Consider the following 14772-nt stretch of genomic DNA (forward strand, 5'->3'; position numbering starts at 1 on the left):
AACCATCGACAACCCGTTCGGCACGAGGTTGTCACCCATGTCTTAGGAACAATCTGTTACCGATGTCTCCAGGCTGAACAGAAGCTCCGCTGGAGCGGGTGAAGGGAATCGAACCCTCGTCGTCAGCTTGGGAAGCTGCTGCTCTACCATTGAGCTACACCCGCGACGGGGGCAGAGTTCGCCCAGTTCGCGGCGTCTGTCAAGCATCGATCGCGGCGGATGCGTCAGCCGATCCGGAAGTGCTTCGACAGCTTTAGGCCCTGCGCCTGGTAATTCGAACCAAGGCCGAGGCCGTAGAGCGCTTCGGGCCGTTCCAGCATGTGCTCGTAGACGAGGCGGCCGACGATCTGGCCGTCTTCCAGAATGAACGGCACCTCGTGGCTGCGCACTTCCAGAACGGCGCGGCTGCCGCGGCCGCCCGCCTCGGCATGCCCGAAGCCGGGGTCGAAGAAGCCCGCATAATGGACGCGGAATTCGCCCACCAGCGGATCGAAAGGCGTCATCTCTGCGGCGTAAAGCGGCGGCACGTGGACCGCTTCCCGAGACACGAGGATGTAGAATTCGTCGGGATCGAGAATGAGTTCGTGGCGGCCGCGGCTGTAGAGAGGCTCCCAGAAGTCGAAGATGTCGTGCTGGGCCTTCTTGTCGACGTCGACCACGGCAGTGTGGTGCTTGCCGCGGTAGCCGATCAGGCCTTCCTTGTCGCCGGTGAGGTCGATCGACAGCGCGATGCCGCCTCCGCTGATATTGGGCTCGCGGGCTGCCACCAGCGTTTCGGCGCCATGCAATTGCAGAAGCTCCGGCTCGTTCAGCAGCGCATTGCCGATGCGGAAGCGGATCTGCGACAGGCGCGAGCCGCGACGGACGACGATCGGGAAAGTGCGCGGGCTGATTTCCAGATAGAGCGGGCCGGAATAGCCGGCAGGGATCTTGTCGAACTCCTGGGCGTAGTCGGTGATGACGCGGGTGAAGATGTCGAGGCGACCGGTGGAACTTTTCGGATTGGCCGAGGCCGACATTTCTGCCGGCAGATCCAGTCGTTCCATCAGCGGCACGATGTAGACGCAGCCGGTTTCCAGGACCGCCCCTTCCGAAAGGTCGACCACGTGCAGCTTCAGCCGGTCGAGCTTGTCGGCGACCCGGCTGTTCGGGCCCGGCATGAAACTCGCGCGAACGCGGAAGGCCTTGGCGCCGAGGCGCAGATCGAGGCTGGCGGGCTGGACCTGGTCGCTGTCCAGCGGCTTTTCGGATGTGAGGCGCCCGCTGTCAAACAGCGCTGCGATGGCCCGATCGGCCAGGATCCCGGTGGTTCTTTTCATCGTCGTTCTTTCCCGTCCTGCCGGACAAAACCAAATGCCTGCCATTGACGCAAGCGAGGACCGGCGCTATGGCAGCTTTATCCCGTGGTGATTTGGCCGGTCGGCTTGCAGCCACGTTAAACAAGTGGCTAAAAAGACCGGGGCGAAACCGGTCTGCTGACGCGACCGGTTTTTTTGTGTCTGAAAGGTGCAAGCGCATGACCACGAAATGGCGCCCCGCAACCCAACTCGTCCATGGCGGAACGATCCGCTCCCTGTATGGCGAGACCTCCGAGGCCATCTACCTAACGCAGGGCTTCGTCTACGAGACGGCGGAGGCGGCCGAGGCACGCTTCAAGGGCGAGAGCGAAGGCTATATCTATGCCCGCTACGGCAGCCCGACCAACGACATGTTCGAGAAGCGCATGTGCCTGCTGGAAGGTGCGGAGGATGCGCGCGCCATGGCCTCGGGCATGGCCGCAGTCGCAGCAGCGATCCTTTGTCAGGTCAAGGCGGGCGACCATATCGTTGCGGCGCGCGCCTTATTCGGCTCCTGCCGCTGGGTGGTGGAGACGCTGGCGCCGAAATACGGCGTGGAGTGTACGCTCGTGGACGGGCGGGATCTTACCAACTGGGAAAGGGCGGTCCGGAAGAACACCAAGGTCTTCTTCCTCGAAAGTCCCACCAATCCGACGCTCGAGGTGATCGACATCGCCGGCGTTGCGAAGCTCGCAAACCAGGTGGGCGCCAAGGTGGTGGTGGACAATGTGTTTGCCACACCACTCTTCCAGAAGCCGCTGGAGCTCGGCGCCCATGTCGTCGTCTATTCCGCGACGAAGCACATCGACGGGCAGGGCCGCTGCCTCGGCGGCGTCGTCCTTTCCGACAGCGAATGGATCAAGGAAAGCTTGCAGGATTACTTCCGTCATACGGGTCCTGCCATGTCCCCCTTTAATGCCTGGACCCTGCTGAAGGGGATCGAAACCCTTCCGCTTCGGGTGCGCCAGCAGACGGAAAATGCCGGGCGGATCGCCGACCTCCTGGCGAACCATCCGAAGGTGGCAAGGGTCATCTATCCGGGTCGCGCGGACCATCCGCAGGCCGACATCATCGCCAAGCAGATGACCGGCGGCTCGACGCTCGTCTGCCTCGAACTCAAGGGCGGCAAGGCCGCGGCCTTCGGACTGCAGAATGCCCTGGAGGTGGTGAAGATCTCCAACAATCTGGGCGACGCCAAAAGCCTCATCACCCATCCGGGGACGACGACGCACAAGAACCTGACGGACGAGGCGCGCGCCGAACTCGGCATCTCGCCGGGAACGCTCAGGCTATCGGCGGGTATCGAGGACACTGACGACCTGCTCGAAGATTTCGCACAGGCTCTGGAGAAGGTTCCGGGTTGACCAAGGCTGCCGCCGGGCGCGTTGCAGGTTCCGCCTGCCGGCGCGCCGGTTATCCTTAACCGGCGAAAGTTCGCGCAAGAGGCCACCGAGCTCCCCTCCAACCCGCCGGGTTTCTTGACGTTCCCGCGGAGCTGCAGCATATCGGATGGGATGTGGTAGAAGGTGTCGCGCATGTACCGCGCCAGGACATGTGATATAGAGGTCGTCGTCGAGCCCTATTATCTGGAGGAGCAATCCAGTCCGGAGGATAGCCGTTATGTCTGGGCTTACCACATCGTCATCGAGAACCATTCGGACCAGGCGGTGCGGCTGACGCATCGCTACTGGCACATCACTGACCAGAACGGCCTTGTCGACGAGGTCGAAGGTCCCGGAGTGGTGGGCGAGCAGCCACGGCTCCTGCCAGGTGATTCCTACGAGTATTCCTCCGGCTGCCCGCTCGACACGCCCTCCGGCATCATGTTCGGCCACTACCGGATGGAAGACGACGAGGGGAAGGCATTCAACGTCGAAATCCCGGCGTTCTCGCTGGATTCACCGGGACTTCTGAGAGTGCTGAACTGAGACGAAGGCTGGCTGTCAGGCCGCGGTGAACTCTTCCGGCGAGAAGCGGTATGTGGTCGAGCAGAACTCACAGGTGACGGCAATCTCGCCGTCCTGCTCGCTCGCCTCGATCTCCTCGGCGCTGAAGCTGTCCAGAATGCCCTTAAGCCTCTCGCGCGAACAGCTGCAGCGATCGAGGACCGACTGGGGCTTGTAGACCCTCACGCCCCGCTCGTGAAACAGACGGAACAGCAGACGTTCGATCGGCACCTGCGGATCGGTCAGTTCGTCCGTATCGATCGTCTCGACCATAACGCGAGCCTCGGACCACGCATCGTCCTCGCTGTAGTCATGCTCGCGCTCGTCGCCATCGCCGCCATGGAGATCAGGCTGGCGCATGCGCTCGGGCGCCTGTGGCAGGAACTGCGCCACCAGTCCACCCGCCCGCCAGTTGTGGCGCGGCTTGCCGGCCTCATCCCGATCCAGCAGCTCGGCCACACCCAGCCTCACCTTGGTGGGTATCTGCTCCGACTGGCGGAAATAGACGCCGGCGATCTCCTCGAGCGACGAGCCGTCGAGCGGGACGATGCCCTGGTAGGGCTGCATGCCATGGCCATGGTCTATGGTGAAGGCAAGGACGCCGGCGCCCAGCAGTTCCGGCGGCGAAGTCTTGCCCTCTGCAACTGCCGCGGCAAGTGCGTCCTCGTCATACCTCGCATAGGCGCGAAGGCTGTCGGGCGTCGTGAAATCGGCAACCAGGAGATCGACGGGTCCGTCTCCCTTCGTCTGGACGGTGAACTTGCCGTCGAACTTGAGGGATGTCCCGAGAAGCGCCGTCAGCACGATCGCCTCCGCCAGAAGGCGGGCCACAGGCGCGGGATAGTCGTGGCGCCCGAGGATCGCGTTCAGAAGCGGGCCAAGCTGGACCGCACGACCACGAACGTCCAAGCCTTCCACCTGGAAGGGGACAACCCGGTCATCGCCGGCGAAGTTGAAATCACTCAGTTCAACAGTGGCTTCCGCCATGGTCTGCTCCCTGGCGCCTAACGGGCCAATTTGTGCACGCGCGCCTGGCGACGGAACCGCCGGGGCGTGAAAGTTGTCGGCAATATAATGGAATGCCCTTCCGTCAACGGGAAAAGCTCGATAGCCGACAGGTGGTATCGGGGCCGCCCGAAGTCAAGAACGGCTCAAAGAGCGCCGAGACACCAGGCGAGAATGGACTTCTGGGCGTGCAACCGGTTCTCCGCCTCATCGAACACGACCGATTGCGGTCCGTCGATGACCTCGTCGGTCACTTCCTCGCCACGGTGAGCCGGAAGGCAATGCATGAAGAGCGCTTCCGGCTTGGCCTGCTTCATCAGCGCGCCGTTGACCTGGTAAGGCTGGAAGATGTTGTGACCGCGTGCCTTGTGCTCCTGGTTCATGGAAACCCAGGTATCCGTCACGACGCAGTCCGCGCCGGAGACGGCGCGCTCTGCGTCATGGCAGAGCATGATGTCGCCGCCGTTGTTGCGCGCCCAGTTCAGGAACTTGTCCGACGGCTCCGATCCCATCGGCACGGCCATGTTCATGCGGTAACCGAAGCGGGCGGCGCCCTCGACGAAGGAATGGAGTACATTGTTGCCATCACCCGTCCAGGCGATCGTCTTGCCTTTCACCGGTCCGCGATGCTCTTCGAAGGTCATGATGTCCGCCATGATCTGGCAGGGATGCGTGTCATCCGTCAGGGCATTGATGACCGGAACGGTCGCATGCTCGGCAAGCTCCAGGAGGCGCGAATGGTCGGTCGTACGGATCATGATCGCGTCGACATAGCGGGAGAGGACCTTTGCGGTGTCGCCAATCGTTTCCGCGCGGCCGAGCTGCATCTCGGTACCCGAGAGAAAGAGCGTCTCCCCGCCGAGCTGGCGCATGCCGACGTCAAAAGACACGCGGGTACGGGTAGACGGCTTCTCGAAGATCATCGCCAGCATCTTGCCGGCGAGCGGCTTGTCGGCCGTGCCGGCCTTGGTCGCCAGCTTCCGTGTGAGCGCGTCATCGAGGATCACCCGCAGGTCATCGGCGGCGACGGCTGAAAGATCGAGAAAATGCTTGGGTGATGCCATGTCTTCAATGAGGGCTCCGGCGCCCCGCACTCCTTACGCTGATTTCTTCAAGCCCGACTGGTGCAGGCGCTCCGCGGCACGCTCGATACGTGCAAGACCATCGCGAGCCTCCTCGGCGGTGACGATCAGAGGCGGCAGGAGCCGCAGCACGTTGTCGCCTGCAGGCACGGCGAGAATGTGCTCCTCACGCATGGCCATCAGCAGCTCGCTGTTCGGCACCTTTGCCTTGATGCCGAGCATCAGGCCCTCGCCGCGAATCTCGTCGATGACATCAGGGAACCGATCCTTCAAGCTCTCCAGGCCCTGCCGGAAGACAAGCGCGACATCACGCACGTGGTCGAGGAAGCCCTCGGCCAGCACAACGTCGAGAACGGCATTGCCGACTGCCATGGCCAGCGGGTTGCCGCCATAGGTGGTGCCGTGCGTGCCGGCCTTCATACCGCTTGCCGCCTCTTCCGTCGCAAGACAGGCGCCGAGCGGGAAACCACCGCCGATGCCCTTCGCCACTGCCATGATGTCGGGCGCGATGCCGGACCACTCATGAGCGAACAACTTGCCGGTCCGACCGACGCCGGACTGTACCTCGTCAAGGATGAGAAGCAGACCGTGCTCATCACAGAGGTCCCGCAGGGAACGCATGAACTCCCGGGAGACGAGGCGCAGGCCGCCCTCGCCCTGCACCGGCTCTATCAGGATGGCAGCGGTGGCGTCGGTGATCGCAGCCTTCAGCGCGTCCAGATCGCCGAAGGGGACCTGATCGAAGCCGCTGACCTTGGGACCAAAACCTTCGAGGTACTTCGCCTGTCCGCCGGCAGCGATCGTCGCCAGCGTTCGACCGTGGAAGGCACCTTCGAAGGTGATGATATGGAACCGCTCCGGATGCCCCTTGCTGAACTGGTAGCGCCGCGCCGTCTTGATCGCGCATTCAAGTGCCTCGGCGCCGGAGTTGGTAAAGAAGACCCTGTCTGCGAAGGTGGCTTCCGTCAGCCGGCGCGCCAGTTGCTCCTGACCAGGGATGTCATAGAGGTTCGACAGGTGCCACAGCTTGTCAGCCTGGGCCTTCAACGCCTCCACCAGATGCGGGTGGGCGTGGCCGAGCGAATTGACTGCTATACCTGCGGCAAAATCGAGATAGCGCTCACCACTCTCCGTCACCAGCCAGACACCCTCGCCGCGCGCAAAGCGCAGTGGAGCACGGTTATAGGTTTCGAACAGCGCGGCCTCGGCCATGGGGAGCGGCTCCTCTAGGAGATGCAAGGGGCGTGGCCCCGATCAATCAAAAATGCCGCCCTGTCGGGCGGCGCCGGCACTATCGGCATTTCGCCCCGCGATGTCAACAAAAGCCCCCTTTCCTGCAACCTTCGCGGCTGTGACAAAAATGACTCGCTTGAAAAGCAAGTTGGGGAAAACCCCGAAATCGATTCGTGCTGATTCCGCTGACTCTTGCCACGGAGTCACCGGCCCAGTAGTTTACCAATCAACAACTAGACTGCATGCGGCGGAACTAGTCACCTAACAAGCTATATCTAGTAGCTGGCGCGAATTGTCGTTCGCGCCAAGGGCGGGGGATTCTGCATGCCGGACACGTTCAAATGCGGAGAACGGGCATGAACTGGACAGACGAGCGCGTCGAAAAGCTGAAGAGACTGTGGGCGGAGGGCCTGAGCGCCAGCCAGATCGCGGCCCAATTGGGCGGGGTCAGCCGGAATGCCGTCATCGGCAAGGTTCACCGGCTGAACCTTCCCGGACGCGCCAAGGCAGGCGGATCGACCGGTGCTAACCGCTCAGCCAAACGCCCGGCGCCAGCCCGTCCGGCCAACTATCCCGCACGCGTTGCAACCCGGCCCGTAGCCCGTACGATCGGCGCGACGGCGCTGAAGGATGACGTTGAGGTTGCCCTGCCCGAGATGTCTTATGTTCCTTCCAACAACGTGGTGGTGCCGATCTCGCGCAAGCTTGCACTGACGGATCTGACCGAACGCACCTGCAAGTGGCCGATGGGAGACCCGCTGAAGGACGACTTCCACTTCTGCGGCGTCGACGCCTCGGAAGCCTCTCCCTATTGCGGCTATCATGCCCGCCTTGCCTATCAGCCAGTGGCGGACCGGCGGAAGGCTGCAGCACGGGCCTGATCCAAAATGCCGATGGTGGAAGCGGGCCTTGAGGGCCCGCTTTTTCGTTGCGCGTGCCAGATCAAGATCTCCCCGCCCAATGGACGAATTCGGGCTCAGAAGCGGACGGTGAACTGGCTGCCCTTGCCCATCTCGGACGTGACCACCAGCCTTGCCCGATGACGGGTAAGGATGTGTTTCACGATGGCAAGCCCAAGACCGGTTCCCTTCTTGGAGCGGCTATCGGCAACGCTGACGCGGTAGAAGCGCTCCGTCAGACGAGGGACGTGCTCCGAGGGAATACCGGGGCCGTGATCGACAACGGTGACCTCGACGGGCCCGGCTTCCGGAGACTTCAGAAAGACATCGACGGTCTTGCCGTCCTGGCCGTACTTGCAGGCATTCTCCACCAGGTTCTCGAACACCTGCACCAGTTCGTCGCGGTCACCCGTCACTTCGACCGCACGTTCCGGCAGATGAAGGTTGATCTCCACGCCGAGTTCTTCTGCCAGAGGCGAGAGTGCATCGCGGACATGGGAAAGCAGGGGCACGAGGTTCACCTTGCCCTCCGGCGCCACATTCGACCTCAACTCGAGCCGGGAAAGGGAAAGAAGGTCATCGATCAGCCGGCTCATACGCGTCGACTGGTCCAGCATGATCGACAGGAACCGCTCCTGGGCCTTCGGATCGGACTTAGCCGCCCCCTGCAGGGTTTCGATGAAACCACGCAGCGACGCAAGCGGTGTGCGCAGTTCGTGACTCGCATTGGCCACGAAATCGCTACGCATTCGGTCGAGCCGATGCAGTTCGGACACATCGCGAAACGAGAGCAGGTACAGCCGGTCCCGCTGGTCCCGCCCGGGCAGGTCAACCGGCGCGATCCGGACGACGTAGACCTGTTGCGAGGGCAGACGCTCGACATGCTCGATCTGGTTCGGCCTGCCGGTGGCCAGTGTCTCCCGGATGATGTCCAGCACCGCGGGGGAACGCAGCCGTCCAGCGACATGAGCGCCAAGCGGCAGCGAGCCCAAGAGGCGGTCGGCCGCGGCATTTCGGGATAACACGTTGGCCTCCCCGTCGAGCAGGAGGGTGGGTATGTCGAGCGCATTGAGCGAGGCAGAGATTACCTCTGCGACATCGTGCGGCGCCTGCTCCTCTGCGGTCGCCGGTCGCTCTGGCGCTGGCTCGGGTTTATGATCGGCGACGAGGACGAGGCCGGCGAGCACGAACCAGGCAAGGCCTGCCTGCCAGACCGGAACGCCGGCGAAGACGCTCAATGCTCCGGCGAGCGACAGGGCAAGCAGCAGCAGCCAGGAGCCGCCGAACCGCTTGTTCAACCATGTCCCCCACTGCGAACCCATGCGCGACTCACCTCCCCATCCAGATTTTCTGGCTCTTAGACCGATCTGATGACAGATATACATCGACGCCCGGCGGATGAACGATAAATTACGAGGAAGCGTCCCGTCGTTTTGCCGGCGTTGTCCAACGAGAGGAGAAGAGATTGAGCAGCTCAAAACAGGACCGTTCGGTGGACATCGAGATCGGCGGGCGTCGGCGCGTCTTCGATATTGACGATCCGAAGCTGCCGGACTGGATCGACAAGAACGCGCTCGGTTCAGAGGGCTATCCCTATGACGACAAGATGGACAAGCGCGACTACGCGGATACGCTGGAGCGACTGCAGATCGAACTGGTCAAGCTGCAGTTCTGGCTGAACGCCAGCGGCAAGCGGGTGATCTCCGTATTCGAGGGCCGTGACGCCGCCGGCAAGGGCGGCACGATCTTCTCCATACGCGCCTATCTCAATCCGCGCTCGGCGCGGATCGTGGCATTGCCGAAGCCGACCGAAACGGAGGCGGGCCAATGGTATTTCCAGCGCTATGTCACTCACTTCCCGACCGCTGGCGAGATCGTGCTCTTCGACCGCTCCTGGTATAACCGCGGCGTGGTGGAGCCGGTCATGGGCTTCTGCACCGCCGAACAATGCAAGAAGTTCCTCGACGAAGTGCCTCGCTTCGAGGAACTCATCGTCGATGAGGGAATCCACTTCTTCAAGTTCTGGCTGAACATCGGCCAGGAGATGCAGTTGAAGCGCTTTCACGACCGGCGCCACGATCCGCTGAAGATTTGGAAGCTCTCGCCAATGGACATTGCGGCACTGACGAAGTGGGACGATTTCACCGATGCGCGCGACCGCATGCTGAAGAAGACGCACACGAAGCATGCACCGTGGACGGTGGTGAAGGCGAACGACAAGCGGCGGGCTCGGATTAACGTGATCCGACAGATTCTGCTATCGATCGACTACGAGGGTCGCGACGAGAAGGCGGTCGGCGAGATCGATCACAACATCCTCGGCGAAGGTGCCGACTTCCTGCGCTAAAGGCTACTGTCCCGGAAGCACCCGAACCGAATGCAGAAGGATCGCCGCCTCGGCGCCGTCGAGACCGGTATTGACCACCAGCCTACCGGGGGCATTCGGAGCGATCGAGCGTTCGAAGGTCACGCGCAGCAGCACGTCCGCCCGCTCCTGCCGCGCCGTGAAGCGATGGCGGGGACAGGCGCCGAGGCTTCCGAAGTCGCAACGGACCGAGAACTGCACCGGCGCTTCCGCTGCCGACTGCACGGTCAGGGCGATCGTGGAAGACTTGCCCGCCAGCTCCTGCAGGATTTCCGCAGGGACGGGAATGGAAACATCGCCCTCGGCGGTGGACGCGCCGGACATCACGCGCGCCGCAGTCGTTCCCTGGATGGCTACCGGCTCCAGCCGAGCGGCAGCACCACCTTCAAGCGTGTTCGCATTGCCGCCGGAGAAAACCTCCGTCCACGCTTCGGAGAAACCGTTTTGTGGTCCTCGGCTTCCGAGGTCGGACGATGGGCCGCCCGCGGTCCGTTCGGCAGCGTCAAGCGCCTGCTGCAGCGACTGCTGGACGAGACCGGACGAATAGGCCCACCAGGCGGCAAGACCGACCAGGATAAAGAAGACGAGCCATGCAAGGAGCACGGACAGGAAACCGCGGCGCCGGCGCGGCTTTGCCGTGCGTTCGGGTCGAGTTTCGAGCAGGGTCTCATCGCGTGGCCGTTTCGCGTCGCGCGCTTCGCCTACCGGAAGCGGGGCCGCCTGCGGCTCCTGCCGGGCCTCGAAAGGAATATCCCGAGCGGCGCGCAGGGAATCGAGGCCGGAAGCACTGGCCACACCTGGCGCGCTGGAGATGTCCCGACTGGCATCGCGCGTCGCCCCTCCCAGAAGGGGCGCGTCATCCTGCGGGCGAGACGCGGGGGAACGCGGCGCCTCCCGCGAAACACCCGAAGAGACCGGTGGGGCAATCGGGGAGGCAGCTGGAGACACTGCAGGTGAGGTAGCGGCAGGCGCCTCCGCCGGTGCTACCCGAGGCGCAGCGGGTGGTGTCGCGGCAGCGGGGGTCGACGCGGCAGCTGCGACGGCCTTCCGCTCCTCGAACTCGATCTCCCGTATCTTCTGTTCGAGCCGCTGGTGCTGCGCCAGAACCACCTGCTCATCGGAAATGCCCTGCTTCTTCAGCCCGGCATCCAAGGCCTGTCGCGCGGACTGATAGATGCGGGCCCGGACATCGGGATTGCTGCGCTCGGACTTTTCCAACGCGTTCCTGATCGCTGTTTCCAAACCGCTCAATGCCAATCCTGCCCTGTCATCGCCTCGCGCCCGGCGCATGCCTTTACGTTTCGGTAATCTTTCCGCTCACGAACTGCAAGCACCGGCATTCTGTCGAATCTGCGGCCGGCTCTCTCACCTGCGCTCCCATGACCCTTTTCGAATGCGTCCGCCTCTGCTAGGAAAGCTTACGTTTGCGTAAACGTAAGTTGAGGAGGATATGATGCTGCCGCCCATCCTGAAGGACAAACTGCGCCTGCCGGTTGTCGCCTCTCCGCTCTTCATCATCTCCCATCCGGCGCTGACGCTGGCCCAATGCAAGGCCGGGGTGGTGGGTGCCTTCCCGGCGCTCAATGCGCGGCCGGAGAGCCAGCTCGACGAATGGCTGGCGATGATCACGGAAGAGCTTGCCGCGCATGACGCCGCCAATCCCGACAAACCGGCCGCCCCCTTCGCCGTCAACCAGATCGTGCACACCTCCAACAAGCGGCTGGAGCACGACCTGATGATGTGCGTGAAGTACAAGGTGCCGATCGTCATCTCTTCGCTGGGCGCCGTCCCCGAGGTCAATGCCGCCGTTCATTCCTATGGAGGCATCGTGCTGCACGACGTGATCAACAACCGGCACGCCAATTCGGCGATCCGCAAGGGTGCAGACGGGCTGATCGCGGTGGCTGCCGGCGCGGGCGGCCATGCCGGCACACTCTCACCCTTCGCACTGGTGCAGGAGATCCGTGAATGGTTCGATGGCCCGCTGCTGCTTGCCGGGGCCATCGGCACGGGCGGCGGGATCCTGGCCGCTCAGGCCATGGGTGCCGACATGGCCTATATCGGCACGCCCTTCATCGCGACCGAGGAGGCGCGCGCGTCAGATGCCTACAAGCAGATGATCGCCCAGTCCCAGGCTGCCGACATCGTCTACTCGAACTATTTCACCGGGATCCACGGCAACTACCTGAAGGGCTCGATCCTTGCTTCAGGCATGGATCCGGAGAATCTGCCCGTCGCCGATCCCTCCAAGATGGATTTTGACAAGGCGACCACCGGCGCGAAGGCCTGGAAGGACATCTGGGGCGCGGGCCAGGGGGTCGGGTCCGTCAAGGCTGTCGTTCCGGTGGCGGAATTGGTCGACAGGCTGGAACGGGAATATCGCGCCGCACGGGAGGGGTTGTGCGGTTGAGACCGACAGCGCCCATCCGGTAAAATTCCATTGCGGAAAATTCCCGGCTTGAAATCGGCGTTCTTTGCCTGTATCAGCCGCATCACATCGCAGCCGGCCCGCCGGCTGTCATGCCGCTTTAGCTCAGTCGGTAGAGCACATCATTCGTAATGATGGGGTCACGTGTTCGAGTCACGTAAGCGGCACCATTTACCACACACTCTTGCCTAAAGCCTTTTCGGGCCGTAGCGTGTCATCATGCGTGGCCGTATTCCCTCCGATGTTCTTCTTCGTCCCGAAGACCTTGCCTTGCTCGAACGGGTATTTGCACAGGTCGTGCCTGAGCACGACACCCATCCCGACGAGCTGGCGATGCTGCTGGTGCGGCTGTTCCAGGACGGTGTGAGGTCCGAGGAGGAGCTTCTCGCGGCGGCGGAGCGGTGGTTTCGGTAGCGACGGGGTTTCCACGGATTAGGTTTAATCGGTGCCAGACCACGGTCGCTGAACGATACGCTTTCGTCCTTATGCGAACAAACCCTGCTTTCGCCCGTTCTCATTGAGAACCAGGAGGCAGACGATGAACCATACTGACAAGCAAGAGACCAAGCAGGAAGCCCAGCAGAAGACCGACGAGCAGGCAAAGGTCTCGGGGAATTCGCCGATCTCGCCGGTGGAAGAGTTCGACGTCGGCGAGGCCGATGACGACCGACGGATCTTCCAGAACGGCGATACCGACCGGACGTCGGGCAAGGACTAAAGGGCGAACCGAAAGCAAGTTTGCCTTGCTTGACGCATCTTGTCGGACAACAGAATATCCGCGGCCGTGACGGACCGTTCCGCCACCCAAGTGCCGAGGAAATTACATGCTTGATCCGAAGATCGTCGAGACGCTGAAGGGTGTCTCCACCGCTACGCTGACCACCGTGCTGCTGAAGAAGGGCCTGCGCAATGTCTGGATGCGCGGCACCAAGCCCCTGAAGGCTGGGCAGGGACGCGTCGTCGGCCCCGCCTTCACGCTCCGTTTCGTGCCGGCGCGGGAAGACCTCGCAACGCCGGAAAGCTGGGCGTCACCGATCTCCACCCGCGCCGCAATCGAGGCGATGCCGGAAGGCTGCGTGGCCGTCGCCGACGCAATGGGTGTGCTCGATGCAGGCATCTTCGGCGACATCCTCTGCTCGCGCATGGTCAAGAAGGGCGTTGCCGGGTTGGTGACGGATGGCGTGGTAAGGGATGCGGAAGGCGTGCTGGGCACCGGCCTGGATGTCTGGTGCAACGGCGTCGCTGCGCCACCGTCCGTTGCAGGCCTTACTTTTGTCGGCTGGCAGGAGCCGATCGCCTGCGGCGGCGTTGCGGTCTACCCAGACGACATCGTCGTGGTGGATGAAGACGGGGCGGTGCTGATCCCGGCAAAACTGCTCGATGCGGTACTGGCCGAGGCGCCGGAGCAGGAGCGGATGGAAGCCTGGATCATGACGGAAGTCGACCGCGGCGTGCCGCTTCCCGGCCTCTATCCGATGAATGCCGAGACCAAGGCGCGCTACCAGGCATGGAAGGACGCCCAGTGAGCTTTTCCACCCAATCGAAGGGCGTCTACGCCATCGCCACCACGCCGTTCCTGCCGGACGGCTCGCTCGATACGCCGTCGGTCGACCGGCTGACGGATTTCTACCAGGACAGCGGTTGCACCGGGATCACCATCCTCGGCATCATGGGGGAAGCCCCGAAACTCGAGCCGTCGGAGAGCCGGGCGATCATCCGGCAGGTGGTCGGCCGCTCGCGAGTGCCCGTGATTGTCGGCGTCTCGGCTCCCGGATTTGCTGCAATGCGATCGCTTGCCCGCGATGCCATGGACATGGGGGCGGTCGGCGTGATGATCGCGCCGACGCCCGCACTCCGGACAGACGAGCAGATCATCAGCTACTTCGGGCAGGCCGTGGAGGCGGTCGGCGACGACGTGCCCTGGGTGTTGCAGGACTACCCGCTGACGCTGAACGTGGTTATGTCGGCGAGCGTGGTGGCGAAGGTCATTTCGAACCATTCCTCCTGCCTGATGCTGAAGCACGAGGACTGGCCGGGGCTGGAAAAGATCTCCAGGCTGCGCGCCATGCAGAAGGCGGGCGAACTAAGGCCGTTCTCGATCCTCTGCGGCAATGGCGGCATGTTCCTCGATTTCGAACCGGAACGTGGCGCCGATGGCGCAATGACAGGATACGGCTTTCCGGACATGCTGAACGAGCTGATCGGCTTGTTCGCCGCCGGAAAGCGGGACGAGGCGCACGATCTTTTTGATGCCCATCTGCCGCTGATCCGCTACGAGCAGCAGCTCGGCATCGGGCTTGCCGTGCGAAAGCACGTGCTGAAACGGCGTGGCGTCATCACGTCGGATGCGCAGCGCAAGCCGGGGCTTGCCCTTTCGGAGACGGCGCGGGCCGAGGTCGACTATCTGTTGCAGCGGCTCGGCCGCCGCGACAAGCGGGCTGCCCTCTGACCCGTTGCCGGCGCGGGCATGCTCGTCC

At 63.1% G+C, this 14772-nt stretch carries 15 protein-coding genes, 2 tRNA genes and 1 riboswitch; of the genes, 10 read left to right on the top strand and 7 right to left on the bottom strand.

Annotated elements, in window-relative coordinates; translation table 11 throughout:
* Window positions 1–90: 90 nt before the first annotated feature.
* Together FN060_RS12880 and FN060_RS12885 are read right to left on the bottom strand one after the other, a co-directional pair.
* Window positions 91–164: transfer RNA gene (locus FN060_RS12880), tRNA-Gly, on the bottom strand.
* A 60-nt stretch (window positions 165–224) separates the two neighbouring features.
* On the bottom strand, window positions 225–1319 hold the full coding sequence (locus tag FN060_RS12885) for a 2'-deoxycytidine 5'-triphosphate deaminase (RefSeq protein ID WP_142588495.1): 1095 nt from the start codon (window positions 1317–1319) through the stop codon (window positions 225–227).
* Between the two features lie 74 nt (window positions 1320–1393).
* A riboswitch (SAM riboswitch) is annotated at window positions 1394–1472 on the top strand.
* 44 nt (window positions 1473–1516) lie between these two features.
* Between FN060_RS12885 and FN060_RS12890 the strand changes: the two genes are divergently transcribed.
* Together FN060_RS12890 and apaG are read left to right on the top strand one after the other, a co-directional pair.
* Complete coding sequence (locus FN060_RS12890; RefSeq protein ID WP_142588496.1) at window positions 1517–2701, top strand: O-succinylhomoserine sulfhydrylase; 1185 nt, start codon at window positions 1517–1519, stop codon at window positions 2699–2701.
* Window positions 2702–2872: 171 nt separating this feature from the next.
* Complete coding sequence (gene apaG, locus FN060_RS12895; protein WP_077547498.1) at window positions 2873–3265, top strand: Co2+/Mg2+ efflux protein ApaG; 393 nt, start codon at window positions 2873–2875, stop codon at window positions 3263–3265.
* Between the two features lie 15 nt (window positions 3266–3280).
* On the opposite strand, the gene FN060_RS12900 is transcribed toward apaG, so the two are convergent.
* The 3 genes from FN060_RS12900 to FN060_RS12910 form a co-directional block, all read right to left on the bottom strand.
* Complete coding sequence (locus FN060_RS12900) at window positions 3281–4270, bottom strand: Hsp33 family molecular chaperone (protein ID WP_142588497.1); 990 nt, start codon at window positions 4268–4270, stop codon at window positions 3281–3283.
* A gap of 164 nt (window positions 4271–4434) precedes the next feature.
* Entirely contained in the window at window positions 4435–5352 is a 918-nt protein-coding gene (gene argF, locus FN060_RS12905; RefSeq protein ID WP_142588498.1) for an ornithine carbamoyltransferase, read from the bottom strand.
* Between the two features lie 33 nt (window positions 5353–5385).
* On the bottom strand, window positions 5386–6582 hold the full coding sequence (locus tag FN060_RS12910) for an aspartate aminotransferase family protein (protein ID WP_142588499.1): 1197 nt from the start codon (window positions 6580–6582) through the stop codon (window positions 5386–5388).
* 377 nt (window positions 6583–6959) lie between these two features.
* Between FN060_RS12910 and FN060_RS12915 the strand changes: the two genes are divergently transcribed.
* The gene (locus FN060_RS12915) at window positions 6960–7484 is read left to right on the top strand and encodes a GcrA family cell cycle regulator (protein WP_142588500.1); all 525 of its coding nucleotides are present in this window, start codon (window positions 6960–6962) and stop codon (window positions 7482–7484) included.
* A gap of 95 nt (window positions 7485–7579) precedes the next feature.
* Here the strand turns inward: FN060_RS12915 and phoR are convergent, their stop codons facing one another.
* A complete protein-coding gene (phoR, locus tag FN060_RS12920) occupies window positions 7580–8824 on the bottom strand; it encodes a phosphate regulon sensor histidine kinase PhoR (RefSeq protein WP_142588501.1) in 1245 nt (414 codons plus the stop codon).
* Between the two features lie 143 nt (window positions 8825–8967).
* Between phoR and ppk2 the strand changes: the two genes are divergently transcribed.
* Complete coding sequence (ppk2, locus tag FN060_RS12925; RefSeq protein ID WP_142588502.1) at window positions 8968–9849, top strand: polyphosphate kinase 2; 882 nt, start codon at window positions 8968–8970, stop codon at window positions 9847–9849.
* 3 nt (window positions 9850–9852) lie between these two features.
* Here the strand turns inward: ppk2 and FN060_RS12930 are convergent, their stop codons facing one another.
* Window positions 9853–11118: a regulator gene (locus tag FN060_RS12930; RefSeq protein ID WP_142588503.1), complete on the bottom strand. Its 1266-nt coding sequence runs from the start codon at window positions 11116–11118 to the stop codon at window positions 9853–9855.
* Window positions 11119–11317: 199 nt separating this feature from the next.
* Here FN060_RS12930 and FN060_RS12935 point away from each other — a divergent pair, with 199 nt between their 5' ends.
* The 6 genes from FN060_RS12935 to FN060_RS12960 all read left to right on the top strand — a co-directional run bounded on the left by FN060_RS12935 (window position 11318) and on the right by FN060_RS12960 (window position 14744).
* Window positions 11318–12277 carry an NAD(P)H-dependent flavin oxidoreductase gene (locus FN060_RS12935; protein ID WP_142588504.1) on the top strand — a complete coding sequence of 320 codons (960 nt, stop codon included), beginning with the start codon at window positions 11318–11320 and terminating at the stop codon, window positions 12275–12277.
* A 112-nt stretch (window positions 12278–12389) separates the two neighbouring features.
* Window positions 12390–12465 (top strand) — tRNA-Thr (locus FN060_RS12940).
* Window positions 12466–12514: 49 nt separating this feature from the next.
* Window positions 12515–12709, top strand: coding sequence for a hypothetical protein (locus FN060_RS12945; protein WP_142588505.1), 195 nt, complete (start codon window positions 12515–12517; stop codon window positions 12707–12709).
* Between the two features lie 124 nt (window positions 12710–12833).
* Window positions 12834–13013, top strand: a complete 180-nt coding sequence (locus FN060_RS12950; RefSeq protein WP_052636720.1) for a hypothetical protein — start codon at window positions 12834–12836, stop codon at window positions 13011–13013.
* Window positions 13014–13119: 106 nt separating this feature from the next.
* Window positions 13120–13821 carry a ribonuclease activity regulator RraA gene (locus FN060_RS12955; RefSeq protein ID WP_142588506.1) on the top strand — a complete coding sequence of 234 codons (702 nt, stop codon included), beginning with the start codon at window positions 13120–13122 and terminating at the stop codon, window positions 13819–13821.
* Window positions 13818–14744 (top strand): dihydrodipicolinate synthase family protein, encoded by a 927-nt coding sequence (locus FN060_RS12960; RefSeq protein WP_425312168.1) that lies wholly within the window; start codon window positions 13818–13820, stop codon window positions 14742–14744. The genes FN060_RS12955 and FN060_RS12960 overlap by 4 nt, the downstream gene beginning before the upstream one ends.
* Window positions 14745–14772: the final 28 nt, after the last annotated feature.

The sequence above is a fragment of the Pseudorhizobium halotolerans genome (genome assembly GCF_902153235.2).
GTDB classification, from domain to species: Bacteria; Pseudomonadota; Alphaproteobacteria; order Rhizobiales; family Rhizobiaceae; genus Neorhizobium; species Neorhizobium flavum.

Bases quoted from the DNA above. Each gene is read 5' to 3' on its own strand.
- FN060_RS12885 (WP_142588495.1), bottom strand. From the start codon at position 1,319: ATGAAAAGAACCACCGGGATCCTGGCCGATCGGGCCATCGCAGCGCTG.
- FN060_RS12890 (WP_142588496.1), top strand. From the start codon at position 1,517: ATGACCACGAAATGGCGCCCCGCAACCCAACTCGTCCATGGCGGAACG.
- apaG (WP_077547498.1), top strand. From the start codon at position 2,873: ATGTACCGCGCCAGGACATGTGATATAGAGGTCGTCGTCGAGCCCTAT.
- FN060_RS12900 (WP_142588497.1), bottom strand. From the start codon at position 4,270: ATGGCGGAAGCCACTGTTGAACTGAGTGATTTCAACTTCGCCGGCGAT.
- argF (WP_142588498.1), bottom strand. From the start codon at position 5,352: ATGGCATCACCCAAGCATTTTCTCGATCTTTCAGCCGTCGCCGCCGAT.
- FN060_RS12910 (WP_142588499.1), bottom strand. From the start codon at position 6,582: ATGGCCGAGGCCGCGCTGTTCGAAACCTATAACCGTGCTCCACTGCGC.
- FN060_RS12915 (WP_142588500.1), top strand. From the start codon at position 6,960: ATGAACTGGACAGACGAGCGCGTCGAAAAGCTGAAGAGACTGTGGGCG.
- phoR (WP_142588501.1), bottom strand. From the start codon at position 8,824: ATGGGTTCGCAGTGGGGGACATGGTTGAACAAGCGGTTCGGCGGCTCC.
- FN060_RS12935 (WP_142588504.1), top strand. From the start codon at position 11,318: ATGATGCTGCCGCCCATCCTGAAGGACAAACTGCGCCTGCCGGTTGTC.
- FN060_RS12945 (WP_142588505.1), top strand. From the start codon at position 12,515: ATGCGTGGCCGTATTCCCTCCGATGTTCTTCTTCGTCCCGAAGACCTT.
- FN060_RS12950 (WP_052636720.1), top strand. From the start codon at position 12,834: ATGAACCATACTGACAAGCAAGAGACCAAGCAGGAAGCCCAGCAGAAG.
- FN060_RS12955 (WP_142588506.1), top strand. From the start codon at position 13,120: ATGCTTGATCCGAAGATCGTCGAGACGCTGAAGGGTGTCTCCACCGCT.